The organism is Nocardiopsis akebiae (genome assembly GCF_018316795.1).
Lineage (GTDB): Bacteria > Actinomycetota > Actinomycetes > Streptosporangiales > Streptosporangiaceae > Nocardiopsis > Nocardiopsis dassonvillei.
This window is the reverse complement of record NZ_CP074132.1, coordinates 2,692,904-2,716,205: the sequence shown is the minus strand read 5'-3', so window position 1 is coordinate 2,716,205 and position 23,302 is coordinate 2,692,904. Positions and strand designations below refer to the sequence as shown.

General features: G+C 72.1%; 25 protein-coding genes. 7 read left to right on the top strand and 18 right to left on the bottom strand.

What is annotated here, in order from left to right:
* Positions 1-102: 102 nt before the first annotated feature.
* From KGD83_RS11730 to KGD83_RS11720, 3 genes are read right to left on the bottom strand one after another with little or no spacing between them, the layout of a single operon-like run.
* Complete coding sequence (locus tag KGD83_RS11730) at positions 103-273, bottom strand: DUF397 domain-containing protein (RefSeq protein ID WP_212643790.1); 171 nt, start codon at positions 271-273, stop codon at positions 103-105.
* Between the two features lie 3 nt (positions 274-276).
* Entirely contained in the window at positions 277-453 is a 177-nt protein-coding gene (locus tag KGD83_RS11725; RefSeq protein ID WP_130394115.1) for a DUF397 domain-containing protein, read from the bottom strand.
* Entirely contained in the window at positions 450-1,211 is a 762-nt protein-coding gene (locus tag KGD83_RS11720; protein WP_212643789.1) for a Scr1 family TA system antitoxin-like transcriptional regulator, read from the bottom strand. The genes KGD83_RS11725 and KGD83_RS11720 overlap by 4 nt, the downstream gene beginning before the upstream one ends.
* Before the next feature lie 229 nt (positions 1,212-1,440).
* Here KGD83_RS11720 and KGD83_RS11715 point away from each other — a divergent pair, with 229 nt between their 5' ends.
* Both KGD83_RS11715 and KGD83_RS11710 read left to right on the top strand, forming a co-directional pair.
* A complete protein-coding gene (locus KGD83_RS11715) occupies positions 1,441-1,893 on the top strand; it encodes an ATP-binding protein (RefSeq protein WP_212643788.1) in 453 nt (150 codons plus the stop codon).
* Positions 1,894-2,089: 196 nt separating this feature from the next.
* A complete protein-coding gene (locus KGD83_RS11710; protein WP_019608368.1) occupies positions 2,090-2,302 on the top strand; it encodes a helix-turn-helix domain-containing protein in 213 nt (70 codons plus the stop codon).
* A gap of 143 nt (positions 2,303-2,445) precedes the next feature.
* Here KGD83_RS11710 and KGD83_RS11705 read toward each other — a convergent pair whose 3' ends face one another.
* Positions 2,446-3,072 (bottom strand): TetR/AcrR family transcriptional regulator, encoded by a 627-nt coding sequence (locus KGD83_RS11705; RefSeq protein WP_212643787.1) that lies wholly within the window; start codon positions 3,070-3,072, stop codon positions 2,446-2,448.
* A 63-nt stretch (positions 3,073-3,135) separates the two neighbouring features.
* Between KGD83_RS11705 and KGD83_RS11700 the strand changes: the two genes are divergently transcribed.
* Positions 3,136-4,554 (top strand): serine hydrolase domain-containing protein, encoded by a 1,419-nt coding sequence (locus KGD83_RS11700; RefSeq protein WP_212643786.1) that lies wholly within the window; start codon positions 3,136-3,138, stop codon positions 4,552-4,554.
* A gap of 73 nt (positions 4,555-4,627) precedes the next feature.
* Here KGD83_RS11700 and KGD83_RS11695 read toward each other — a convergent pair whose 3' ends face one another.
* The 9 genes from KGD83_RS11695 to KGD83_RS11655 form a co-directional block, all read right to left on the bottom strand.
* A complete protein-coding gene (locus KGD83_RS11695; protein ID WP_212643785.1) occupies positions 4,628-5,497 on the bottom strand; it encodes a carbohydrate ABC transporter permease in 870 nt (289 codons plus the stop codon).
* The gene (locus tag KGD83_RS11690) at positions 5,494-6,366 is read right to left on the bottom strand and encodes a carbohydrate ABC transporter permease (protein ID WP_212644387.1); all 873 of its coding nucleotides are present in this window, start codon (positions 6,364-6,366) and stop codon (positions 5,494-5,496) included. The genes KGD83_RS11695 and KGD83_RS11690 overlap by 4 nt, the downstream gene beginning before the upstream one ends.
* A gap of 118 nt (positions 6,367-6,484) precedes the next feature.
* The gene (locus KGD83_RS11685; RefSeq protein WP_212644386.1) at positions 6,485-7,744 is read right to left on the bottom strand and encodes an ABC transporter substrate-binding protein; all 1,260 of its coding nucleotides are present in this window, start codon (positions 7,742-7,744) and stop codon (positions 6,485-6,487) included.
* A gap of 254 nt (positions 7,745-7,998) precedes the next feature.
* Positions 7,999-8,760, bottom strand: a complete 762-nt coding sequence (locus tag KGD83_RS11680; RefSeq protein ID WP_212643784.1) for an SDR family NAD(P)-dependent oxidoreductase — start codon at positions 8,758-8,760, stop codon at positions 7,999-8,001.
* A 201-nt stretch (positions 8,761-8,961) separates the two neighbouring features.
* A complete protein-coding gene (fabI, locus tag KGD83_RS11675) occupies positions 8,962-9,726 on the bottom strand; it encodes an enoyl-ACP reductase FabI (RefSeq protein ID WP_019608363.1) in 765 nt (254 codons plus the stop codon).
* An 85-nt stretch (positions 9,727-9,811) separates the two neighbouring features.
* Positions 9,812-10,516 (bottom strand): 3-oxoacyl-ACP reductase FabG, encoded by a 705-nt coding sequence (gene fabG / locus KGD83_RS11670; protein WP_212643783.1) that lies wholly within the window; start codon positions 10,514-10,516, stop codon positions 9,812-9,814.
* Between the two features lie 196 nt (positions 10,517-10,712).
* Positions 10,713-11,144, bottom strand: a complete 432-nt coding sequence (locus KGD83_RS11665) for a hypothetical protein (RefSeq protein ID WP_212643782.1) — start codon at positions 11,142-11,144, stop codon at positions 10,713-10,715.
* 109 nt (positions 11,145-11,253) lie between these two features.
* On the bottom strand, positions 11,254-11,913 hold the full coding sequence (locus KGD83_RS11660) for a response regulator (RefSeq protein WP_212643781.1): 660 nt from the start codon (positions 11,911-11,913) through the stop codon (positions 11,254-11,256).
* Positions 11,888-13,174 (bottom strand): sensor histidine kinase, encoded by a 1,287-nt coding sequence (locus KGD83_RS11655; protein WP_212643780.1) that lies wholly within the window; start codon positions 13,172-13,174, stop codon positions 11,888-11,890. The genes KGD83_RS11660 and KGD83_RS11655 overlap by 26 nt, the downstream gene beginning before the upstream one ends.
* Before the next feature lie 334 nt (positions 13,175-13,508).
* On the opposite strand from KGD83_RS11655, the gene KGD83_RS11650 reads away from it, so the two are divergent.
* Entirely contained in the window at positions 13,509-14,276 is a 768-nt protein-coding gene (locus KGD83_RS11650) for an ABC transporter ATP-binding protein (RefSeq protein WP_212643779.1), read from the top strand.
* A gap of 5 nt (positions 14,277-14,281) precedes the next feature.
* A complete protein-coding gene (locus tag KGD83_RS11645) occupies positions 14,282-17,029 on the top strand; it encodes an ABC transporter permease (protein ID WP_212643778.1) in 2,748 nt (915 codons plus the stop codon).
* A 170-nt stretch (positions 17,030-17,199) separates the two neighbouring features.
* On the opposite strand, the gene KGD83_RS11640 is transcribed toward KGD83_RS11645, so the two are convergent.
* From KGD83_RS11640 to KGD83_RS11625, 4 genes are all read right to left on the bottom strand, one after another.
* Complete coding sequence (locus tag KGD83_RS11640; RefSeq protein ID WP_212644385.1) at positions 17,200-17,631, bottom strand: hypothetical protein; 432 nt, start codon at positions 17,629-17,631, stop codon at positions 17,200-17,202.
* Positions 17,632-17,760: 129 nt separating this feature from the next.
* Positions 17,761-18,579, bottom strand: a complete 819-nt coding sequence (locus tag KGD83_RS11635; protein WP_212643777.1) for a polyprenol monophosphomannose synthase — start codon at positions 18,577-18,579, stop codon at positions 17,761-17,763.
* 128 nt (positions 18,580-18,707) lie between these two features.
* On the bottom strand, positions 18,708-19,514 hold the full coding sequence (locus tag KGD83_RS11630; protein ID WP_212643776.1) for a DeoR/GlpR family DNA-binding transcription regulator: 807 nt from the start codon (positions 19,512-19,514) through the stop codon (positions 18,708-18,710).
* A 52-nt stretch (positions 19,515-19,566) separates the two neighbouring features.
* Positions 19,567-19,794, bottom strand: a complete 228-nt coding sequence (locus KGD83_RS11625; protein WP_212643775.1) for a hypothetical protein — start codon at positions 19,792-19,794, stop codon at positions 19,567-19,569.
* A gap of 94 nt (positions 19,795-19,888) precedes the next feature.
* Here KGD83_RS11625 and KGD83_RS11620 point away from each other — a divergent pair, with 94 nt between their 5' ends.
* Entirely contained in the window at positions 19,889-20,713 is an 825-nt protein-coding gene (locus KGD83_RS11620; protein WP_212643774.1) for a 4'-phosphopantetheinyl transferase family protein, read from the top strand.
* Between the two features lie 50 nt (positions 20,714-20,763).
* On the opposite strand, the gene KGD83_RS11615 is transcribed toward KGD83_RS11620, so the two are convergent.
* The gene (locus KGD83_RS11615; protein WP_212643773.1) at positions 20,764-21,921 is read right to left on the bottom strand and encodes an acyl-CoA dehydrogenase family protein; all 1,158 of its coding nucleotides are present in this window, start codon (positions 21,919-21,921) and stop codon (positions 20,764-20,766) included.
* 220 nt (positions 21,922-22,141) lie between these two features.
* Here KGD83_RS11615 and KGD83_RS11610 point away from each other — a divergent pair, with 220 nt between their 5' ends.
* Positions 22,142-23,134 carry a LysR family transcriptional regulator gene (locus KGD83_RS11610; protein ID WP_212643772.1) on the top strand — a complete coding sequence of 331 codons (993 nt, stop codon included), beginning with the start codon at positions 22,142-22,144 and terminating at the stop codon, positions 23,132-23,134.
* Positions 23,135-23,302: the final 168 nt, after the last annotated feature.

Below are 23,302 nucleotides of genomic sequence, written 5' to 3'. Positions count from 1 at the left end.
CCGGTTTGGCGGTGTATGCGTGGCTGGTGCGTAGCGGGTGACGGGTGGGAAACAGAAACCGGCCCTGCCCGGGCGCGGGCAGGGCCGGATCGAGGTACTTCGCTACCGGACGCGCACCGCAGCCAGTAGTGCCGTCCACTCCGAGGCCTCGGCCGACAGATGGCCCAGCTCCCGGTTCTGGGTGTCCCGAACCAGTGTCTCAGAGCCCTCGCTAACCTCGACGCAGCTTCCGCTACCACTGCTGTAGCTGGACTTGTGCCAGCCAGACTTCACGGCTCATCCCTTCGTGACAGCGAGAACGGCGGCCCACTCCTGACGAGCGAACGTCAGATGCCCCTGGTTCCGATTCTGAGTGTCACGCACGTCCGAACCAGCCTTGTGCTCACGGATCTCAACGCAGTTGCCCCCGTTGGCGCTGTAGCTGGACTTATGCCATTCGGTGGTGGTGTTCATGTGAGCTTCCTCAGTACATCGAGCGAGAGTGCAAGTGGCAGGGATGCTGCCAGCGCGGTGGTGGCTTGAGCGGACAGTCTGTCGTGCGTGCTGTCCTCGTGGATCACGTTACCGTCAGCATGATCACTGACGACCGCGAGTTCCCCTGACTCCAGACGGAAGAGCATCAACGGAGCCGAAGGGCCGAGGAGCGTCGTTCCGTCAGGCACAAGGTGCACCGCGACCCGCCCTGTTTCAGCCCACTCGATGAGGTACGGCACCTGCGCCCGACGAAGGGGCTCAGGGAGGCCAGATACAGCCGCAACAGGAAATACAGCAGTCACTTCGAGGTCAGGCAACTCTTCCAACCTGCCTGTGCGCAGAGCCACCAAGCGATCAAGCTCCTTCGCGGTGGCAAGCGGCTGTGCTGTCCGAAACACACCACGGGCGACCTCCGGACACTGCAACAGCCCAGGAATAAGAGCAGGTGCCACAATGCTGAGCTGCCTTGCGGCACGCTCTATGGCTTGCAAATCTCGTGCCCACTCGGGCAGGGCATGTCCACTCGTAGCCTGACGCCACGCAGCGATCAGCTTCCCATCCGCGCGGAGCACCTTGTCCATTTTCTCCGCAAGAGGGAGGTGGGGAAGGGATTGTCCGTTCACCCACCGGGATACGGAAGCGGCAGAACAGCCCACGCGGGCAGCCAACTGCTCCTGAGTGAGGCCTTGCAAATCGCGGAAGGTCTTAATGAGTTCACGAAACGGAGGGTCGCTCATGCTCGGAATATTACGCCTAGCTTCCGAGGCCTGTCCGGCCTTTTCGCAAGTTCTTCAGGTAGTGGCGTGAGGAGAGCAAGAAACACCAAGGTTAGGGCTCGAAGGCCCGATGCAACCGCGAGGTAGCCAAGGCGCACAACTATGTGATGGCAGCAAAAAGCCCCGGAGACCGAAGTCGAAGGCGGCCTCCGAGGCAGAGCGCTCCACCCCGAAACCCCCGAGGTGAAACATGCAAAAGTCTACCGTTCCGCCCATCCCGCTTCCACGCCGACTGTGCGGAACCGCCACCAAATCAGGCATTCTGCTCGGCCCCGAACTCGGCCACGTCAGGATCGCCCGCCGCTGGGCCGCCCAGGCCACCCGCTCCAGGCCGAGCCTGGCCGAACCCGTCGGCATCGCCGTCTCCGAGATGACCACGAACGCCCTGCGTCACTCGGCGTCCGGACTTCCCGGCGGCAGCATCCGCGTCGAGATCGAACGCACCTCACGCCACCTCGAACTCCGCGTCACCGACAACGGCCCCCGCCCCGGCGAGGAACCCATGTTCCCGAGCGTGCCCGACCTCGAACCCCTGCGCCCCAGCGGCAACGGTCTGCGCCTGGTCGAAGCCCTGTGCTCCTACTGGGACTGGAAGCAGCACTCCTGCGGCGCGATCACCGTCCGCGCCGTCTTCCCCTGGTAGCCCGCTTCCCGGCAGGCGAGCCCTTCCAGGCTCCGCACCACCCGACCTGTCCCCCGGGCCGGTGCGGACGGGCCGATGCGGAAGGCACCGGCCCGAAGCCCCGCCTCCTCCTTCCCCGGGGAGGCGGGGCCACCCCACTAGCCACCTGCACAACACCCAGCGCAGAACACCCAACACCGGACACGGAAAGCTCCTCATGCCCGACTACAGCTACCTCCTCGACGGCCGCCCCGACGTCCTCACACCCAGCGAAGTCGCCGCCCTGTTCAACATCCGCCCCCGCAGCCTCCACCGAGGCCAATGGGACAACGTCCTCAAACCCTTCCGCACCCCCGGCGGAGCACGCCGCTACCCCAAAGAACACATCGCCACCCTCCTCAACCAGCCGGACCCCCCGACCTCCCCCTGAACCCGCGCGAACACCTCCAGAGCCCACACGAGGACATCGACAGCACGTCTGCTGGGAGGCAACCCGCCACACGACCGGGGCGCTCGGGCCGCTCCGACCCTCCCGGAGGCGGCACCGCCACCGCAGCCGGGAAAGTCAGCGGTTCAGCGCGCGTACTGGCGGCACTCTCCCGTGAACACCGAACCCAGTTCCGCGCGCAACGCCTCCCGGGCGCGCTCGGCGGCTCCGGGTCCGCCCCGGTAGACCTGGGTGGCCAGCCCCTCGGCCACGGCGGCGACGCGGGAGGCGGACGCGGCGGCGTCCACGTCCGCCTCCACCTCACCGCACTCCACGCCGTTGCGCACCGCCCGGGCGATCTCGGCGTGCAGCGCGTCCGCCGTGCGCGCGTCCACCTCGGCCAGGGCCGGGTTCTCCAGGGCCCGTCCGGCGAAGACGCGGATCACCCGGAACTCCGCACGGCGGGGCTCGTCCAGCGGCAGGTGCTCGGCCAGCGCGGCCAGCAGGATCTCGGAGATCGTCCTCTCGTGCCGGGCGCCCTCGCTGACCACGTCCGCGACGCGGGTGGCGACGGCCGTGCTGACCCGCTCGAACGCGTGCAGCAGCATGTCGTCCTTGGACGGGAAGTAGTGCTGCACGAGCCCGACGGAAATCCCCGCGCGCGCGGCCGTGCGGGCCACGGTCACGGCGTCCAGCCCCCGTTCGGCGATCAGCTCGCACACGGCGCCGGTGATCTGCGTGCGCCTCTGGGCGTGGTCTGCGGTTCTCGGCACCGGATAACCGTATCATGGTACGGTCATAATCGTATGGATATACGGTTATCGAAAGGCCCCCTCATGCCCCTCCCCCTCACGCACGTCCCCCTCGCCCTGCTGCTCGCCCTGTCCCCCGTGGTCACGACTCCACCGGACGACGCGGCTCCCGCCGACTCCGTCGGGATGGACGCCTACGTACAAGAACGCATGGCGGCCACCGACACCCCCGGCCTGGCCTACGCCGTGGTCGGGCCCGGGGGCGTCGAGCACCAGGGGACCTTCGGCGTGGACGGCGACGGCGCCCCGGTGGACGAGCACACCCCGTTCCTGTGGGGGTCGGTGGCCAAGCCCGTGACCGCCACCGCCGCGCTGGTCCTGGCCCGGGAGGAGCGTCTGGACCTGGACGCCCCGGTCGAGGAGTACCTGCCGGTCTTCGCGGGGTTCGGCGCCGACCCCACCGTGCGCGACCTGCTCACCCAGACCTCGGGGCTCACCGGGCGCACCGCCGCCGCCACCAGCGACCTCTACGGCGGGCGGGCCCCGGACCTGGACGCGCGGGTGGCGTACGCCGCCGCCTCGGAGCCGGGGGACCCGGGCACGCACGAGTACAGCAGCGCGAACTACCTCGTGCTGGGCGCCGTCATGGAGGAGGTGACCGGCGACTTCCGCGGGTACCTGCGCGAGAGCGTCCTGGAGCCGACGGGGATGGACGGCGTCTTCACCGGCGCGGCCCAGGCGCGGGAGGCCCGGCTGAGCCCGGGGCACCGCACGCTGTGGGGTGTGCCGGTGGCCGACGCCGACGGCGTGGACGACGCGGGAGCCGCCTACGGCTACCTGGGCGGGGACGTCACCGACCTGGCCGCGTTCGCGCGGGCTCAGGTGGCGGCGGAGCCGCCCGTGCTGGACGCCGCCGCGCTGGAGCGGGCCCGCACGGGGCTGGTCCCGGTCCCCGGCTCGGCGCAGGAGTACGGCCTGGGCTGGCGCGACACCGCCCTGTCCGACCTCGGTGAGCCGATCGTCTTCCACGGCGGTTCGACCCCGGGGTACGCGGCGATCGTGGTGGTGCTGCCCGAGCGCGGGAGGGCGGTGGTGGTCCTGCAGAACACCTACGACATGCTGCGCGACGGCGAGATCCAGGCGGTCGCCTTCGGGCTGGCACACATGCTCGCCGGCGGGGACTCCCCCTCCTCCCCCGGCACCGACCCGCTGTACCTGGCGTCGGTGTGGACGCCCACGGCCGCCGCGGCGGCGCTGGGCGCGGGCGCCGTCGCGGCCGTGCGGGTGCGGCGGCCCCGCCGGTGGGCGACCGCGCTGTGGTCGGCCCTGGGACTGGTCGCGGTGAGCGCCGCGGCGGGGGTGGCGGCGAGCCACGGCCCGCGCCCGGCACTGACGTGGCTCCCCGACGTGACGGCGGCGACGCTGGCGGCGGGTGCGCTCGGCGCGGCCGTCGTGGCCCTGCGCCTGCTGGCGCACCGGCGCGGCGACCGCGCACGGGCCTGATCCCCGGGACCACGGGCCGGGGTCCGGTCCGGCCCCGGCCCCCGGTGCCGGGTCCGGCACCGGGACGCAGCGATCAGCCCTTGAGCGCACCCGCCATCAACCCGCGCATGAAGTAGCGCCCCAGCAGCAGGTAGATGACGAGCGTGGGCAGCGAGGCCAGCACCGCCGCCGCCATCTGCTGGTTGTAGGGCACCACCATCGACCCGGCCACGTTGTTGAGCTGCACCGTCACCGGCCAGCTCCCCGGGCCGGTCAGGAACACGGCGAACAGGAAGTCGTTCCAGGCGGAGGTGAACTGCCAGATCAGCGTCACGGCGAAGGCCGGGGCCGACACCGGCAGCACCACCAGGGCGTAGGTGCGCAGCAGCCCGGCCCCGTCCACGCGGGCGGCCTCGATCAGGGTCGGCGGGATGCTCGCGTAGTAGTTGCGGAAGATGAGCGTGCAGATCGGGATGCCGTAGACGGTGTGCGCCAGGATCAGCGGGAACACCCCGCCCATGAGCTGGGCGTTCACCAGCAGCTGCTGCAACGGGATCATCACCGCCTGGTAGGGGATGAACATCCCGAACAGGAACAGGGTGAAGACGGTGTCCGCGCCGGGGAAGCGCCACCGGGCCAGCACGTAGCCGTTGAGCGAACCCAGCACCGCCGATATGACCGCGCTGGGCACCACCATGCGCACGCTGTTCCAGAGCCCGGGGGCCAGCTCGGTCCAAGCCGTCGTCCACCCCTCCAGGCTCCAGTTCCGCGGCAGCAGCCAGGCCTGCGCGGCGGAGGCCTCGTCGAAGGGCTTGAAGCCGGTGACCACCAGCACGTACATCGGCAGCAGGAAGAACGCGGCCAGCACCACCAGGACGGCGGCCTTGACCGCCTGACCGCTCCGGGTCGTCCCGGCCGCCCCGCCTCCGGGGGCGGTCACACGTTCGGGGGCGCTCGCGGTCATCGACCTTCGCTCCGTTCCTTGCGCACGGTCCACACCAGGTAGGGGATGACGAACACCGCCACCGCGATGAGCAGGTAGGCGGCGATGGTGGCGCCCTTGGCCGGGTCACGCACCTCGAACACGGTCGTCCACATGTACACGGCGGGCACGTCGGCGACGATCTGCTGTCCGGCGATCGCGATGACCAGGTCGAACACCTTGAGGGACATGTGGCCCAGGATGATGACCGCGCTCAGCACGACCGGCCGCAACTGGGGCATGACCACGCGCCAGTACACCCCCCACTCCGAGCAGCCGTCCACCCGGGCGGCCTCGCGCAGCTCCTCGGGCACGCCGCGGAACCCGGCCAGGAACAGGGCCATGATGTAGCCCGCGAGCTGCCAGACCGCGGGCAGTGCCATCGCCGCCATGCCGAGGTCGGGGGCGGTCCACCAGTCGTTGACCAGGAAGTCCAGGCCGAGGTGGACGAACAGGGCGTTCAGGCCGGTGGCGCGTTCGGCCGGGGCCGGGTTCATCAGCCACCGCCACACCACGCCGGTGGCGATGAAGGACACCGCCATCGGCGCCAGGAACAGGGTGCGGAAGACGGCCTCGCCGCGGATGCCCTTGTCCAGCAGCAGGCCCAGGAGCCAGCCGAGCAGCAGGGCGCCGCCGACGAACACCAGCGTGAACACGACCGCGTTGGCCACGGCGGCGGGCCAGCGCTCCTCCTGCCACAGGGCGACGAAGTTGGCCAGACCGACGAACTCGCCGTCGTCGATGGGCCTGTGCTTGTCGCTGAGCGCCAGTCGGGTGTTCCAGCCGATCATCCCGTAGACGAACACGCCGATGAGCAGGATGGAGGGGGAGACCAGCAGCAGGGCGGGCAGCCAGGTCCGCGCCCGGGCCAGCAGGCGGCGCCCCCGGCTCGGGCGGCGGCGGTCGCCGCCGGGGCGGGCGGGCCCGGGGCCGCGGTCGGCCGCGGCCCCGGGTCGTGGAGAAGGGTGCTCATTCGCTCTGCGCGGCCGCGTGCAGGGCGTCGTTGAGGGCGTCCAGGTCCTCGTTCTGGAGGTAGAGGCCGACCGCGGTGTCGATCTCGTTCTTCCACCGGTTGCCCACGGTCACCCCGTGCCAGAAGGACCCCGCCAGCTCGGGCCCGGACTGCCACTCCTCCAGCGCCGACTCCAGGTAGGGGCTGTCGGCGTAGTTGGCCGGGTCCGCGTCCTCACGGGCCGGGATGGACCCCTTGAGCGGGTTGAAGAGGTCCTGGCCCTCCTGGCTGGCCACCAGCTCCAGCCAGGCGCGGGCCTGCTCCTCGTGCGGGGCGCCCTGGGGCAGGGTGAAGCTGTCCGACAGCCACATGTAGGTGCCGTCCGTGCCGGGTGAGGCGGCCCAGTCGTAGTCCTCGCCCGGGACCGCTCCCAGTTCGTCGAAGTAGCCCGCGGCCCAGTCGCCCATGATGTTGAACGCGGCCTCGCCGTCGGAGACGCGGCGGGTGGCCTCCTGCCAGTCCTCGGCGGCCGACTCCTCCTGGGTGTAGGCCATGATCTCCTCGAAGGCGGCCAGTGCCTCGGCGACCTCGGGGGTGTCCCAGTCCGCGCCCGGCTCCCACAGGGCGTTGTAGGAGTCGGTGCCCAGCGAGCCGAGCAGCACCGACTCCAGGAGGTGGTCCACGGTCCACTGCGCGCCGACCGCCATGGGGATGGCGTCGGTCTCGCTCTCCACGGCCTCCAGTGCGTCCAGCAGTTCGTCCAGGGTCTGCGGGGGTTCCTCTACCCCGGCCTCCTCCAGCAGCGAGGGGTTGAACCACATGACGTTGGAGCGGTGGATGTTGACCGGGACGGAGTAGACGCCGCCGTCGTAGGAGATCTGTTCGACCAGCTGCTCGGGCAGGGCCTCGTGCAGGCCCTGTTCGTCGAAGAAGTCGTCGAGCGGCTGGAGGTAGCCCGCCTCGATGTAGTCCTGTAGCTCGGCCCCGGCGTGCCCCTGGAAGGAGTCGGGCGGGTCCTGGCTCTGGAGCCTGCCCTCCAGGACGGCCTGGGCGTTGGTGCCCGATCCCCCGGCCACCGCCGCGTTGACGAACTCGACACCGGGGTGGTCCTGCTCGAACCGCTCGATGAGCGCGTTGAGCCCGGCCTCCTCTCCGCCGCCGGTCCACCAGGAGAAGACCTCGACCCGGGCGGCCCCGTCCTCCCCACCCCCGCCGCAGGCCGAGGCGACCAGCACCAGTCCCAGAGCCGCCGGGATCGACCGCCAGCGTGACCGCATGAGCTTCCTCTCCGGACGGCCCTTGTGCTCCACCGCACCGCCCTGGGTGTTGTAAGTCACATGATTAAAGCCTTTGTCATCATTCACACCGGAAAAGGCCACCGTCAATACGAAAAGGACCACGACATGAAGTCGTGGTCCGCAGGGGCTGGTCACGCCAAGGGCACAGATTCCGGTCCGACAAAAAGCAAAGAAAACGGGGAACCGGAGTGCGCCGCCGCGGTGCGGTGGGCCCGGCCGCGGCGGGGGCGCGCTCAGATCCGGTCGAGGAAACCGCCGTCCACCATCAGGTTCTGTCCGGTGACGTAGTCCGCGGCCGGGCTGGCCAGGAAGGCCACCGCGCGGGCGACCTCCTCGGGGTGGCCGAGGCGGCCGTAGGGGATGCGCTCGCGGACGGACTCGTAGAACCCCGGGTCGCTTTCGCGGCGGCGCGCCCAGCCCCCGCCCGGGAACTCGATCGGTCCGGGCGAGACGGTGTTGACCCGCACCCCCTCCCCCGCCCAGGCGCGGGCCAGCGAGGACGCGTGGTGGTTGAGCGCGGCCTTGACCGCGCCGTAGGAGCGCGGTCCGGCGGGCACGGTGGTGTGCAGCGCCGAGGTACTGGAGATCAGCACCACCGATCCGCCGCGCCCGGAGGCCAGCAGGTGGGGCTTGGCCGCCTCGGTCAGGCGCACGAAGGGCATCAGGTCGGCCGCGAAGCCGCGCTCCCACTGGTCGGGGGTGGGCGCGCTGCCGCCGGAGACGTTGGACACCAGCACGTCCAGGCCGCCGAGCTCGGCCGCGGCGTCGTCGACGAAGGAGGGCAGCGCGTCGTGGTCGGTCACGTCAAGGGCGCGCGAGAACACGCGGGCGCCGGTCTCCTCCAGCTCCCGGGCCGCCTCGGACAGCGGTTCGGGGGTGCGCGCGCAGATCGCGAGGTCGGCGCCCTCGGCGGCGAACAGCTGGGCGATGGCCCGGCCGATCCCCCTGCTGGCGCCGGTCACGGCGACCCGCGCCCCCTTCAGTCCCAGATCCATTGCCCCGTCCCCTTCGCTCTCGGCTCGCACGGCCGCCTGCCGGGGGCGCACGCGCCGCTTCGGGCACACGGCGGGCAGCCGCCGCGACCGCCCCGCGACGGCAGACGGGCGGGCCGCCCCTGGGGGTGGCCCGCCCGCGTCAACCTATCGCACGCGTGTGCCGGGGCACCGGTTCCGGAGGAGCCGGTGCGTTCGGGGCGGTCAGGCCCCGGTGGAGTGGAAGCCGCCGTCGACGTGGACGATCTCGCCGGTGGTGGCGGGGAACCAGTCCGACAGCAGCGCCACGACCGCCTTGGCCGCGGGCTCGGGGTTGGTGACGTCCCAGCCCAGAGGGGCGCGCTCGGGCCAGTGCTTGGCCAGCTCGGAGAACCCGGGGATGCTGCGGGCGGCCATGGTGCTCAGCGGCCCGGCGGAGACGAGGTTGACCCGGATGTTCTGGTCGCCGACGTAGCGGGCCAGGTAGCGGGCGGTGGAGGTCAGCGCGGACTTGGCCACGCCCATCCAGTCGTAGATGGGGTAGGAGACGCTGTTGTCGAAGTCCAGGGCCACGACCGAGCCGCCGTCCTTCATCAGCGGCAGCAGCGAGGTGGTCAGCGACTTCAGGGAGAAGGTCGAGGTGTGCATGGCCGTGGCCACGTCCGACCACTCGGTGTTGAGGAAGTTGCCGCCCAGGGCGTCCTGCGGGGTGAAGCCGATGGAGTGCACGACACCGTCGAGGCCGTCCACGTGCTCGCCGACGCGGGCGGCCAGGGTGGAGAGCTGCTCGTCGTCGGTGACGTCCAGCTCCAGGATCGGGGGCGTCTCGGGCAGGCGCTTGGCGATGCGCTCCACCAGGCTCAGGCGGCCGTAGCCGGTGAGCACGACCGTGGCGCCCTGCTCCTGGGCCAGGCGGGCCACGTGGAAGCCGATGGAGGAGTCGGTGAGCACCCCGGTGACGAGGATGCGCTTGCCTTCGAGGATTCCCATGTTCGGGTCGTCCGTCCTGTCTGTGGTCCGTTGCGGAAGGGGAGCCCTTCCGGTGGCTGGAGGGGAAAAAGAGGGGCGAACCCGGTCAGTGGCCCATGCCCAGGCCGCCGTCGACGGGGATCACGGCGCCGGAGATGTAGGCGCCGCCGGGCCCGGCGAGGAAGCCCACCGTCCTGGCGATGTCGTCGGTGGAGCCGAGGCGGCCCAGCGGGACGTTCTTCTTGATCTCGGCCTGGCGCTCCTCGGACAGGGCCGCGGTCATGTCGGTCTCGATGAAGCCGGGGGCGACGACGTTGACCGTGATGTTGCGCGAACCCAGCTCGCGGGCCAGGGAGCGGCCGAAGCCGACGAGCCCGGCCTTGGAGGCGGCGTAGTTGACCTGGCCGCCGGAGCCGAGGAGGCCCACGACGGAGGAGATGAGGACGATGCGGCCCGAGCGCTTGCGCATCATGCCGCGCACGGCGCGCTTGGCCACGCGGAAGGCGCCGGTGAGGTTGGTGTCCAGCACGGAGGAGAAGTCGTCCTCGCTCATCAGGGCCAGCAGCTGGTCCTTGGTGATGCCGGCGTTGGCCACGAGCACCTCGACGGGGCCCTGCGCCTCCTCGACCTCCTTGAAGGCGGCGTCGACCTGGGCGGAGTCGGTGATGTCGCAGCGGACGCCCAGCAGACCCTCCGGGGGCTCGCCGGAGCGGTAGGTCACCGCGACGTCGTCTCCGCCCGCGGCCAGCTCACGGGCGATGGCCAGGCCGATTCCGCGGCTGCCGCCGGTGACCAGTACCGAGCGCGACATAGGTGCTCCTCTTCTCCTGCGGCTGCTGTGATCAGCCACGACGTGGTGTTGCGGGGGGTGGGATCGCATTGCAGCGTACCGAGCTACCCGGCGGTAGACGCAACCGAGGCGAACAGGGGCGCCGATCCGCCCATGTGCGGGGATTCCGGACACGCTGGGGGGACGCCCCGAGCACAGCGGCCGGTGGTGAGGTGTGTCACCGGTGCGGGTCCCCTTGCTCCTCTCCGTCCTCGGCCTCCGGTGGTCGGGGTATGCCGACGACGACCGCCAGGATGAGCATCGTGCCGGGGCTCAGCAGCCAGGTGGGCGCGGACCCCGTGGAAACCATCCAGGACAGGATCACCAGTGCGATGTGGCCCAGCCCAGCCCGCATGCCCGACAGGGGCCGTGCGTGCCCCGGGGGCGGTCGCCGCTCGGACGAACCCGGATACGGCTCCTCCCCGAAGATGAGGCCCAGACGGTCCAACCAGACGAACAGGAGCAGGACCGCGGACGCGTACAGCGCCAGGAGCGTGGGCGACTCGGTGAGCCTGACCACGAAACTGCCCGTGAAGGCGGCCATGAGCAGGCCCCACCCGCCGAGCACGCGGGGCAGGACCTTCCTGTGCCAGGAGGGGAGCGGTGACACGGCCGGTTCCTTCGTCTGGGGGAACGAAGTCGACAGCGACCCTATCCGGGACGGGACACGGTCCCGCCCCGTCCCGGAGCCCGGCCAACCGGTCGTACCGGTCCGGGTCTCAGGCCCAGCCCGCGTCGTGGGCCAGGATGGCGGCCTGCACCCGGTTGGACATGTCCAGCTTGGCCAGGATGCGGCTGACGTGGGCCTTGACCGTGGCCTCGCGCATGCCCAGGTCGCGGCCCGCCTCGGCGTTGGACCGGCCCCGGGCCACCGCGAGGAGCACCGACCGCTCGCGCTCGCTGAGCACCGACAGGCGGCGCACCGCCTCGGCGCGGCCCGCCGCGGAGTCGGCGGGGGCGGGCGCGGCGAAGCGTTCGAGCATGCGCTTGGTGACGCTGGGCGCGAGCATCGCGTTGCCCTCGTGGACGGTGCGCACCGCGCCGATGAGGTCGCGCGGCGGGGTGTCCTTGAGCAGGAAGCCCACCGCACCGGCCCGCAGGGCGCTGTGCACGTACTCGTCGAGGTCGAAGGTGGTCAGCAGGACCACGCGGGGCGGCCGGGGCAGAGCGGTCAGGCGGGCGGCGGCGGTGATCCCGTCGGTGCCCGGCATGCGGATGTCGAGCAGCACCACGTCGGGGACGAGTTCCTCGGCCAAGCGCACGGCCTCGGCGCCGTCGCCGCCCTCGCCCACCACCTCGATGTCGGGGGCGGAGTCCAGGATCATCCGCAGGCCGGATCTGACCAGGAGTTCGTCATCGACCAGGAGCGTGCGGATCACCTTCGGAAACCTCTTCCTCCGTACCGGATGGATCGTCGGTTCGCACGATAGCGCGCAGACGCCATCCGCCGTCGGGGCACGCCCCCGCGCTGAGGCTTCCGCCGGAGAGCACGACGCGCTCGCGCAGCCCGGTCAGGCCGAAACCGCTGCGGGGCATGGGCGCGGCCGGGTCCCGCCCGGGCGCGTTGGCCACCTCCACCTCCAACTGGCGGTCGGCGTAGTGCAGGCGCAGGGTGACGGCGGCGCCGGGCGCGTGTTTGGCGGCGTTGGTCAGCCCCTCCTGGACGATCCGGTAGGCGGTGCGCTGGACGCCCGTCGGCAGCGGGCGGGCCGGGCCGGTCTCCTCGCGGTCGATCGGCATCCCGGCGGCGCGCCACTCCTCGACCAGGCGGTCCAGGTCGGACAGGACCGGTTGGGGTGCGGTGGGCGCCGCGTCGGTGTCTTCGCGCAGCACCCCGAGGATGCCGCGCAGTTCGGTCAGGGCCTCGCGGCCGGTGGTGCGGATGAGTCCGGCGGCCTCGACGGTGCGAGGGTCCTCGGCGGAGACCTCCAGCCCGCCCGCGTGCAGCACCATGAGGCTGACCCGGTGGGCGACCACGTCGTGCATCTCCCGGGCGATGCGGGTGCGCTCGGCGGTGATGGCCTGCTCGGCCATCATGTGCTGTTCGCGTTCGAGACGCTCGGCGCGCTCGTGGAGCCGGTCCATGAGCTGGCGGCGGGTGCCCACCCACAGGCCGAAGGTCATCGGCACGACCAGCACCATCACGATCAGGGAGATCGGCATGAGGACGCTGGTCGGGTAGGCGACGACCATGGCCAGGCTGAACAGGGCGAACCAGCCCACCAGCAGGCGCCGGTCGGCCTGGTACACCGAGTACGAGTACAGGGCGATCACGGCCGGGACGAAGTTGGCGGAGCACAGCAGCAGCACGAACGCGGTGACGAGCATCCACTGCGGGAAACTCCGCCGCAGGAGCACCGTGGCCCCGGCGAACAGGACCGGGACCACGTAGAGGACCACCCCGGCGGCCAGGGCGAACGCGAAGTTCACGTTGGCCATGAGCCCCAGGAGCCCGGGGGCGAGCCCGCCGAGCAGGCCCAGCTGCATGCTGCCCACCAGTTGCAGGAATCCGCTGAACGGCAGCGGCAGCACGGCGTAGAGCCAGTCGGCGATGGCCAGGCGGCGGGCCCACCACCACTCCCGGTTCTTGTTCCACAGGGCGCCGGCGTCCCTGCCACGGTCGCTCACCCAGCTCCTCATGCTGGGGAGTCTACGGCGGCGCACCCGGTCGGCCCGTGCGCGCTCCGCGCCCGGTCCCGCGCGGTCCGATCGTCGGTCCGCCCCCGAAAGCCCAGGCGGGCAGGGGCGCGTCGCGGACCCGTGACGGAGGGTGTTCCGACGACCCCCGACGAAAGTCGGTACGTCGGCCAGACGAAGGAGTCGCGAACCCGCCCGCCACCGTTCCTTTGGCCGAGTCGCGAATCGGCCCAGCGGGGGACGCCCGGGCCGGGCGGGCGGACCTAGCGTTGTGGACAACCGCGACGGAGAGCCCGTCCGGCCCGCACACCATCCCCGATTCCTGGAGCTGTCTGCCGTGACCGAGTTCACCGTGAAGCCCGACCCGACGGTCACCTCACCGCCGGTGGTGGTCGCCCGGGGCCTCACCAAGACCTACGACACCGGCGACAGCCAGGTCCACGCCCTGGCCGGGGTGGACGTGGAGTTCCACCGGGGCGCGTTCACCGCGATCATGGGCCCCTCGGGTTCGGGCAAGTCCACCCTGATGCACTGCCTGGCCGGGCTGGACGTGCCCACCTCGGGCACCGTGCACCTGGGCCGCACCCAGATCACCGGCCTGCGCGACGCCGAGCTGACCCTGCTGCGCCGCGACCGGATCGGATTCATCTTCCAGTCGTTCAACCTGCTGCCGATGCTGACCGCCGAACAGAACATCCTGCTGCCGTCGCAGATCGCCAAGCGCGGGGTCGACAAGCAGCGCTTCGACCACATCATCGACGTGGTGGGGCTGCGCGACCGGCTCAACCACCTGCCCGCCAAGCTCTCCGGCGGCCAGCAGCAGCGCGTGGCCGTGGCCCGCGCCCTGCTCAACGCGCCCGAGGTCGTCTACGCCGACGAACCCACCGGCAACCTGGACTCGCGCTCGGGCACCGAGGTACTGGCGTTCCTGCGCGACTCGGCCCGCGACCTGAACCAGACCATCGTCATGGTCACCCACGACCCCGTGGCCGCCTCCTACGCCGACCGCGTGGTCTTCCTGCGCGACGGCCGCCTGGTGGACGAGGTCGTCGACCCCACCGCCGAGCTGGTCTCCGCACGACTGCTGAAGCTGGAAGAGGCCTGAGGGACATGCTGCGCACCACACTCGCCGGGCTGCGTCTGCACAAGTCCCGGTACGTCACCACCGTGCTGGCGATCCTGCTGGGGGTCATGTTCGTGTCGGGGACCATGGTCTTCGCCGACACCCTCAACGCCAGCTACGAGAAGTCCGTCATGGGCTCGGCCACCAGCGTCGACGCCATCGCCGTGCCCACCCAGCCCGAGTTCGACCCCGCGAGCACCGAACCGCCCGAGGAGCCGGTTCCGTTCACCGACGAGCAACTGGACGCGGTGCGGGCGCTGCCCGAGGTCGCCGAGGCGGGCGGAACCCTGCGGGGCGAGGCCGTGCTCCTGGACGCCGACGGCCGGGCGACCGGCTTCCTGCCGCCCAGGGCGCTCGGGTTCAACGGGGTCAGCAGGTTCTCCGCCGACGAGGGAGCGCTGCCCGCGAACGGGGACGAGATCGCCCTGGCCACCTCCACCTCGGAGCAGCTCGGGTTCACGGTGGGCGACACGGTGACCGTGCTCGACCCCGAGGGCGACAAGCGCGACTTCACCCTCACCGGACTGGTCGAGTTCGGTGTGGACCGGTCCTACAGCGCCGCGGGCGCCGTCGTCTTCGACCCGGACACGGCCCGGGAGATGACCGGTGTGACGGACTACACCGAGATCGACGTGCTCGCCGCCGGGAGCCACACCCCGCAGGAGGCGGCCGACGCCGTCGCCGCCGAGCTCGGGGCGGAGGCCGACGTGCGCACCGGCGAGGAGGTCGGTCTGCTGATAGCCGAGGAATCGGGCGGCGAGACGGAGCTCATTCGCACCGCGCTGCTGCTGTTCGCCTTCATCGCGATGTTCGTCGCCGGAATCGTCATCTACAACACCTTCGCCATCCTCATCGCACAGCGCCAGCGCGAGCTGGCCCTGCTGCGGTGCGTGGGCGCCAAGCGGGGCCAGGTCTTCCGGTCGGTGCTGACCGAGTCGGCTGTGGTGGGCCTGGTCTCCTCCGCCCTGGGCGTGCTGGCCGGTGTGGGCGTCGGCATGGCCGGTGCGACCTACGGCGGCCCGCTGTTGGGCACGGGGGAGGCGGTGCCCGTGGTGATCACTCCGACGGCGGTCCTGGTCGGCCTGGCCGTGGGCACCGTGGTGACCGTGTTCTCCGCCATGGTCCCGGCCGCGCGCGCCACCCGGGTGGCGCCGCTGGCCGCCCTGCGCACCAGCGCCACCGCCGCCGGCCTGGAGAAGGGCACCGGCCGGGTCCGCGTCGTCTTCGGTCTGCTGGCGTTCGCGGTCGCGGCCGCGCTGGTGGGCCTGACACAGATGGCGGACCTGCAGACGGCGGGCCTGATCGTCGTCACCGCCGCCGCACTCACCGCGTTCGTCGGCGTGGTCGTGCTGGGACCGCTGCTGGTGCGCGGCATCGTGCGCGTGGTCGGCGCCCCCCTGCGGAAGGTGGGTGTGCCGAGCATGCTGGCGGTGGACAACTCCACCCGCAGCCCGCGCCGCGCGGCCACCGCGATGATCGCCCTGACCGTGGGCGCCACCCTCATCACCGGCTACTCGGTGATCAGCTCCTCCGTCGAGACCACCCTGACTCGGCAGTTGGAGGAGCAGTTCCCGGTGGACTACCAGATCACCCCGCAGTTCTCCATGCCGGAGCCGGGGACCGGCACCGAGGCGGCCGAGACCCCGGAGGGGACCGGGGACGCGGAGGGGACCGAACAGCCCGGAGGCGAGGAGGGCGCGCCCGTCGACGGCGCCGCCGACGGCGCTGAGGGTCCCGACGAACCCGCGGAGCCGGCCGAGGACGCGAGCGCCGGTGAGGGCTCCGGGGCGGAGGCCGGAGCCGACTTGGAGCAGCAGGACCCCACCGTCCCGAACGGGGTCCGTGTGGCGCTGGAGGGCCAGCCCGCCCTGGGCAAGGTCTTCGGCCAGCGCAGCACCTACCTAGAGGAGCACGGGGACTACGGCGTCAGCGTCTACACCTATCCGGGTGCCGAGATCGGCGCCGACCTCACCAGCGACACCGTCGAGGGCGACTTGGCCGACGTCGGCCCGGGCAGGGCCGCGGTGACGGAGGGCAACACCGAGGGCGCCGGGGTGGGCGACACCCTCACCCTTCCGGCCGAGGACGGCCGGGACCTGTCCGTGGAGATCGTCGCGGTCGTGGAGGACATGCAGACCCTGTCGGGTGTGACCCTGCACCCGCAGGACTTCGCCGCGGCCTACCCCTCCGTGGACGAGGACGACATGCTGTTCGTCAGCGCCGCCGAAGGAGCCGACGCCGCCGAGGTGCGCGACGCGGTCAACACCGCGGTCGAGGACTACCCCACCATGCAGGTCGGGTCGGCCGCCGAGATGAAGAACCAGTTCGCCGAGGTCCTGGACATCGCCTTCTACACCATCGCGGCCATGCTGGGCCTGGCGATCATCATCGCGGTGTTCGGCATCTCCAACACCATGGCGCTGTCGGTGCTGGAGCGCACCCGCGAGTCCGCGCTGCTGCGGGCGCTGGGGCTGGCCCGGGGGCAGTTGCGCCGGATGCTGAGCGTGGAGGCCGTGCTGCTGTGCCTGATCGGCGCCGGTATCGGCATCGTGCTGGGTGTGGTGTTCGGCTGGGCGGCCGGGGACTCGGTCCTGCCGGAGATGGTCTTCTCCGTGCCCTTCGGCCAGATCGCGGTGTTCATCGTGGTCGCCGTCCTGGCCGGACTGCTGGCCTCGGTCCTGCCCGCCCGCCGGGCGGCGGCCACCTCGATCACGGGGGCGCTGGCCAGCGAGTAGGCCGTCACGGCCCCGTGTCCACGACGGGAAACGCGAGGGCCCCCTTCCGCCTCCGGGCGGAAGGGGGCCCTCGCGCTCGGCGTTCTCCCCTGATCGAACCGGGTCCACCGTCGGAGGCCGTGCCTCACACGGCTCGCCTCGGGCAGCCGGGTCCTCAGACGGCGCGGTCCTCAGGCGTCCGGTGCGCCGGTGTCCCTGGGGTCCTCGGCGTCCGGAACGTAGTCCGCCGTGCCGGTGGTCCGGTCGCGCTCGTCGTCCCGGTCGCCGTGGGGCGTGTCCGCCGGATGCTCGTAGGGCCTGTCGGGGTGCTCGCTCCGCACGGCCGCGCCCTCGTCGACGTCGGGCGTGACGTCGTCGCTCTCCTCGTGCATGGCCTCCTGCTCGGCGCTGCGGGTCTCCCCTCCCCAGCTCTCGCGCGGGTAGAGGTCGCTGCGCTCGGAGCGCACCGCCTCGTCGATCCCCCGCGGCTCGGCCGAACTGTCGGTCCCCGGCATGTCGGGGTCCTCGAAGTCGTACTCCTGGATGTCGTAGTCGGCCTCGATCCGACGCTCCCGGGCGACGGCCTTGCTCAGCTCGGGGTCGTCCCCCATGTCGGTGTCCACGTCATAGGGCTCTTCAGTCATGTTCGCCCCCTTTCCCTCGTTAGTCCCGTGCCCCAAACCGGCGCACCTATGTCACCGGCCGGAGCGCGGGACGGCGGGCGGGCCGGGGGCGGCCCGCCGAACGGCCCGCTACCGGCGGCGGGCGCGCTCGGCCCGGCGCAGCAGCAGCGGTCGCAGGGCGGCCTCCAGCGCGACGGAGCCGTCGAGCTTGCTCTGGCCCACGACGCGGTCCTCGAAGTGGATGGGAATCTCCACCATCTTCTGCCCGCGCCGGTAGGCCCGGTAGTGCATCTCCACCTGGAAGGCGTAGCCGGTGCTCTCGATACCGGGCAGGTCCAGGACGAGCAGAGCCGAGGCCCGCCAGATCTTGAAGCCCGCGGTGACGTCGCGGATGGGGATGGACAGCACGGTCTTGACGTAGGCGTTGGCCCAGCCGCTCAACAGGCGGCGGCTGGGGTTCCACCGCTCGGACAGGCTGCCTCCGGGGACGTAGCGGCTGCCGATCACCACTCCCGCGTTGGTGGCGTGCAGGGTGCCGAGCAGCTGGGGCACGTAGCCCACGGGGTGGCTGAGGTCGGCGTCCATCTGCACGATGTAGTCGGCGTCCTCCTCCAGGGCGCGGGTCATGCCCGCGACGTAGGCGCGGCCCAGGCCGTCCTTGGCGGTGCGGTGGACGACGCCGACGCGTCCGGCGAACTCGACCGCGAGCTTGTCGGCGATCTCACCGGTGCCGTCGGGGGAGCCGTCGTCCACGACAACCACCCGAAGCCGCGGCAGGTCCAGGGCCATGAGCTGGCCCACCAGCACGGGGAGGTTGTCGGCCTCGTTGTAGGTGGGCACGACCACCGTCACCCTGGAGTCGGCCCACGGCGCCGGGAGCGCCACGGGTTCGGGGGTGACGCGCGCGGGCGGGGAGGACGGCTGCTGGGGAGGCGGCTGGGAGGACATGCGCGGCGGCTCCTGCGGATCGGACGGGTGGTGCGGGACGGGCGGAGCGTACGCGGGATACGCGTGTGAACGGTAGGGTACGCGGTCCTTTCCTCCGTTCGCAGAGGACAAGTCCGCTTCTCCTCCCCTCACTGCCCCCGTTCCTGGGCGACCACCGCGACGTGGACGAGGGCGCCCGTCTCCTCCAGGGTCATCAGGACCTCGGGGTCTGCGCTGCTGTCGGTGACCAGGTGGGCGATCCCCTCGGGGGCGACGGTGGGCACCATGGTGTCGGCGCCGATCTTGGTGTGGTCGGCCAGGACGATGGTCTCCTCGGCGCAGGCGGCCAGGGCGCGGTCCACGCTGGCCACGGCCGGGTTGGGGGTGCTCAGGCCGCGGTCGGCGCTGACCCCGTTGCCGGAGAGGAAGGCGCGGTTGACCCGCAGCCCGGCCAGGCTCTCCTCCGCCGCGGCCCCGACCAGGGCCCGGATGGGGCCGTGCAGGGTGCCCCCGGTCACGACCACCTCCACTCCGGCGGCCCCGGCCAGGACGTCGGCGACGCGCAGGGAGTTGGTGACCACGGTCAGGTCGGTGCGGGTGAGGAGCGCGCGGGCGAAGGCCTCGGCGGTGCTGCCGGGACCGATGGTGACGGCGTCGCCGGGGCGCACCAGGCGGGCGGCCGCGCTGGCGATGGCGGCCTTCTCGGCGGCGCACTGGCCGCTCTTGCCGGAGTAGCTCTGCTCGTGGCCGATCCTGCCGGGCAGGGCGACCCCGCCCCGGCGGCGGTCGACCAGCCCCTCGGCCTCCAGCGCGCGCACGTCGCGGCGGATGGTGACCTCCGAGGCGCGGACCCTGACGGCGATGTCGCGCAGGGACATGGTGCCGTTGGCGCGCACGAGTTCGAGAATGCGCTCCCGGCGCTCGGCGGCGAACGCCGGACGGTTCTCCTCGGCCATGGACCCACTTCCGTGCTCTGCTCGGGCACGGGCCACGGTCCCGCGCGACTCCCTAGACTACGGACCCGTCGGCGGTGGCGACGCGCCCGCTCCGGTCGGCGTCCTCGGGGGCCGACTGCTCCGGAACCCTCCCGGCGGCGGTCCCGGGCTCCCCGGCCTCCGCGGCGGCCTCCTCCCCGGTGGTCTGGGCCCCCTCTCTCAGGAGGGTGACCACGACGATCGCCGTGAGCGCCACCAGACCGACGAGCGCTCCCGCGCCGAGCAGTACCACGACAGACATCTGGGCCTCCCAGGGGACGGGCTGACCTGCCAATAACCGAATTCCCGGTTTGGGTTGACCTCACACCACCGAACGAGGGGGAGATCGGGACACAATGGGGGGCATGAAGCTCGATCCGGCACCCCTGTCCACCGAGGTGTGGTGGGTACGCACCTCAGCCGCCGACGACCGCCTGCTGCGCCTGTTGGACGAGGAGGAACGGTCCCGCAACGCCCGCTTCCGGCTCCAGGCCGACCGCGACCGGCACCTGCTGGGCCGGGCGGTGTCCCGGCTGCTGCTGGCCGAACGGGCCGACTGCCCGCCCGAGAAGGTGACCTTCGCTTTGCGCTGTCGTTCCTGTGAGGAGAAGGAGCGGACGGGCGCCAGCCGGGGCGGGGACTCCGGGCAGGGCCCGCACGGCAAGCCGCACCCCTCCGGCCCCGCCGAGGGGTGGGAGGTCTCCGTCAGCCACTCGGGCGAGTGGGTGGTGCTGGCCCTGGCCCGCGAGGTGCCCGTGGGCGTGGACGTGGAACGCGTGTCCCCGGCCCGCGACCTGGAGGGGCTGGCGGGCTACACGCTGGGCGGGCCCGAGCAGCAGGCCTGGGAGCGCCTCTCCCCCGCCGACCGGGTCGGCGCCTTCTTCCGCTACTGGGCCCGCAAGGAGGCGCTGCTGAAGGCGACCGGCCTGGGCCTGTCCGGCGGGATGCGGCGGGTGCTGGTGAGCCCGGCGGACGCCGCCCCGGAACTGCTGTCCTGGGAGGGCGGCGGGGCGCCGGAGGCGGTCGCGCTGGCGGACCTGGAGGTCGGTGCGGCCCCGGACCGGGACGGGGAGGAGTACAGCTCCGCGCTGGCGGCGCTGACCGACCGGCCGCTGGAGCTGGAGCCCCGCACCCACGAGGAGACCGTCCGGCTGCTGCGCTCCCGGCCGGGCGGCGGCTGAGAGCCGGGGGGCGGCGGGTGCTCCCCGCGAGCGCGCCGCCCCCGGACCCCTCAGGCGCCCTCGCGGGCCAGGTGGCGGCTGATGACCATGCGCTGCACCTGGTTGGTGCCCTCCACGATCTGGAGCACCTTGGCCTCGCGCATGTAGCGCTCGACGGGGAAGTCGCGGGTGTAGCCGTAGCCGCCGAAGACCTGCACGGCGTCGGTGGTGACCCTCATGGCGGTGTCGGTGGCCAGGAGCTTGGCCATCGCGGCCTGCTTGCCGAAGGGCAGCCCGGCGTCGCGCAGGCGGGCGGCCGCCAGGTAGAGCTCGCGGGAGGCGGCGACCTGGGTGGCCATGTCGGCGAGCATGAAGCCCACGCCTTGGAAGTCGCCGATGGCGGTGCCGAACTGGCGGCGTTCGCGGGAGTAGTCCACGGCGGCGTCGAGGGCGGCCTGGGCGAGGCCGACCGCGCAGGCGGCGATGCCCAGGCGCCCGGATTCCAGGGCGGACAGGGCGATGCCGAAGCCCTTGTCCCGCTCGCCCACCAGGGCGTCGGCCCCGAGGCGGACGTCGTCGAGGACGATCCCGGCGGTGGTCGAGGAGTTCATGCCCATCTTGCGCTCGGGGGCAGCCGCTCCCAGGCCGGGGGTGCCCGCGGGGACGTGGAAGCAGCTGATGCCGCGGGCACCGGAGTCGGGGGCCCCGGTGCGGGCGAAGAGCGTGTAGTAGTCGGCCCGGCCGCCGTGGGTGATCCAGGCCTTGGCCCCGTTGACGCGGTAGCCCTCCCCGTCGGCCTCGGCCCGGGTGGCCAGGGCGGAGGCGTCCGAGCCCGAGGCGGCCTCGGACAGGCAGTAGGCGCCCAGGAGGTCGCCGCCGAGCATGCCGGGCAGGTGGGCGTCCTTCTGCGCGTCGGAGCCGAAGGCGGCCAGGGGGTAGCAGGACAGGGTGTGGACGCTGACGCCCAGGCCGACCGCGAGCCAGCCCCGGGCCAGCTCCTCCACCACCTGGAGGTAGACCTCGTAGGGCTGGTCCCCGCCGCCGTGGCGGCCGGGGTAGGGCAGGCCGAGCAGACCGGCGCCGCCGAGCACGCGGAAGACCTCGCGCGGGAACAGGCCGCCCTCCTCGTCCCCGGCGGCTCGCGGGGTCAGCTCCTTGTCCACGATCTCCCGGGTCAGTTCCAGGAGTTGCTCCGCCTCGGGGGTGTGCAGAGTACGTGCGACCGTCATGAACCTCTCCCGCGCCTGTCCGTCATGTGGACACCTAGTAGGACGTCCAACTATATGGTGACGCACGGCACCCCCGCTCCACAAGCCGACGGGTCCGGGTGCTCCGGACCGTTGGACGGCGCACCGCTCTGGCGGCTGTCGCGTTAGACGGGGCGGCCCGCCGCGCCCGCGGCGACAGCACGTCTGTACACGAGCCCCCTCCTCGTCCTAGATTCCACGCATGGACCTCGAACTCCGCCACCTGCGCACCATCTGCCTCCTGGCCGACACCGGCAGCGTGACCAAGGCGGCCGCCGCGCTCTCCACCTCCCAGCCCGCGCTGACCACCCAGCTCCAGCGGATCGAGCGCGAGGTCGGCGGACCCCTGTTCCACCGGGGGCGTTCGGGGGTCCGCCCCACCGAGCTGGGCGAGTTCGTGCTGGTGCGCGCCCGCTCGGTCCTGCTGTCCATGGACGACCTGCTGCACGACATCACCGCGCGCGGGGCCTCCCCGACCACCCTGCGCGTGGGCGGGGTCGGGCCGCTGACGCTGGAGCTGTCGGCCCGCATGCCCGAGGTCTTCCCGAACGTGCCCGTCCACGTGCGCACGGAGTACTCCCCCAAGCTGGTCACCGACCTGGTGCGCGCGGGCCGCCTGGACCTGGGGACCACGATCGACTACGTGGACCGGGACCTGTCCACCGACGGCCCCCTGTCCTGGGCGATGCTCTCGGTGGAGCCGCTGCACGTGGCGCTGTGGGCCGACCACCCCCAGGCGAAGCGGTCGCTGGTCAGGCTGGGCGACCTCGCCGGGTCGCCGTGGGCGCTGACCCCGCCGGACGGCACCGGCTGGCCCGAGTGCTTCTACCTGGCCTGCCAGCGGGCCGGGTTCACGCCCGAGGTTCCCTACCGGCTCTACGACCGCTCCGAGATCCGCGACCTCGTCGCCGACCGTCGGGCGGTCGCGCCGTGCCAGCCGGACTTCGACACCGGACCGGACGTGGTGGTACGCCCCCTGGAGGGCGAGCCCATACAGCTGCGCCACCTGCTGGTCTGGCGGCGCGACAGTCCGATCCAGCAGGCCTCCGACACGATCGCGCGGCTGGCCCGCGAGATCCTGGGCGGCCCGTCCCGCACGCCGGAACCCCCGTCCCCGGGCGCCGCCGCGTCCGCTCTCGGCCGGGCTCCGGCCGAGCGGTGCGACGGGCGCGCGCCGGGGGCGCTCAAGGGCTGAACCGGCCGCGTCACATCCCCTCCCACCTGGACACATGCCACATGACGACCGGTCGGTTCGTGGGGTGGGGCGGCACGCGTAGAGTGTTTACTCGCAAGTAACGTACTCGCGAGTAGACATACCCCCGCCGTCCGCTCCACAGACACGTACTCCTCTCCCCCACGGGCC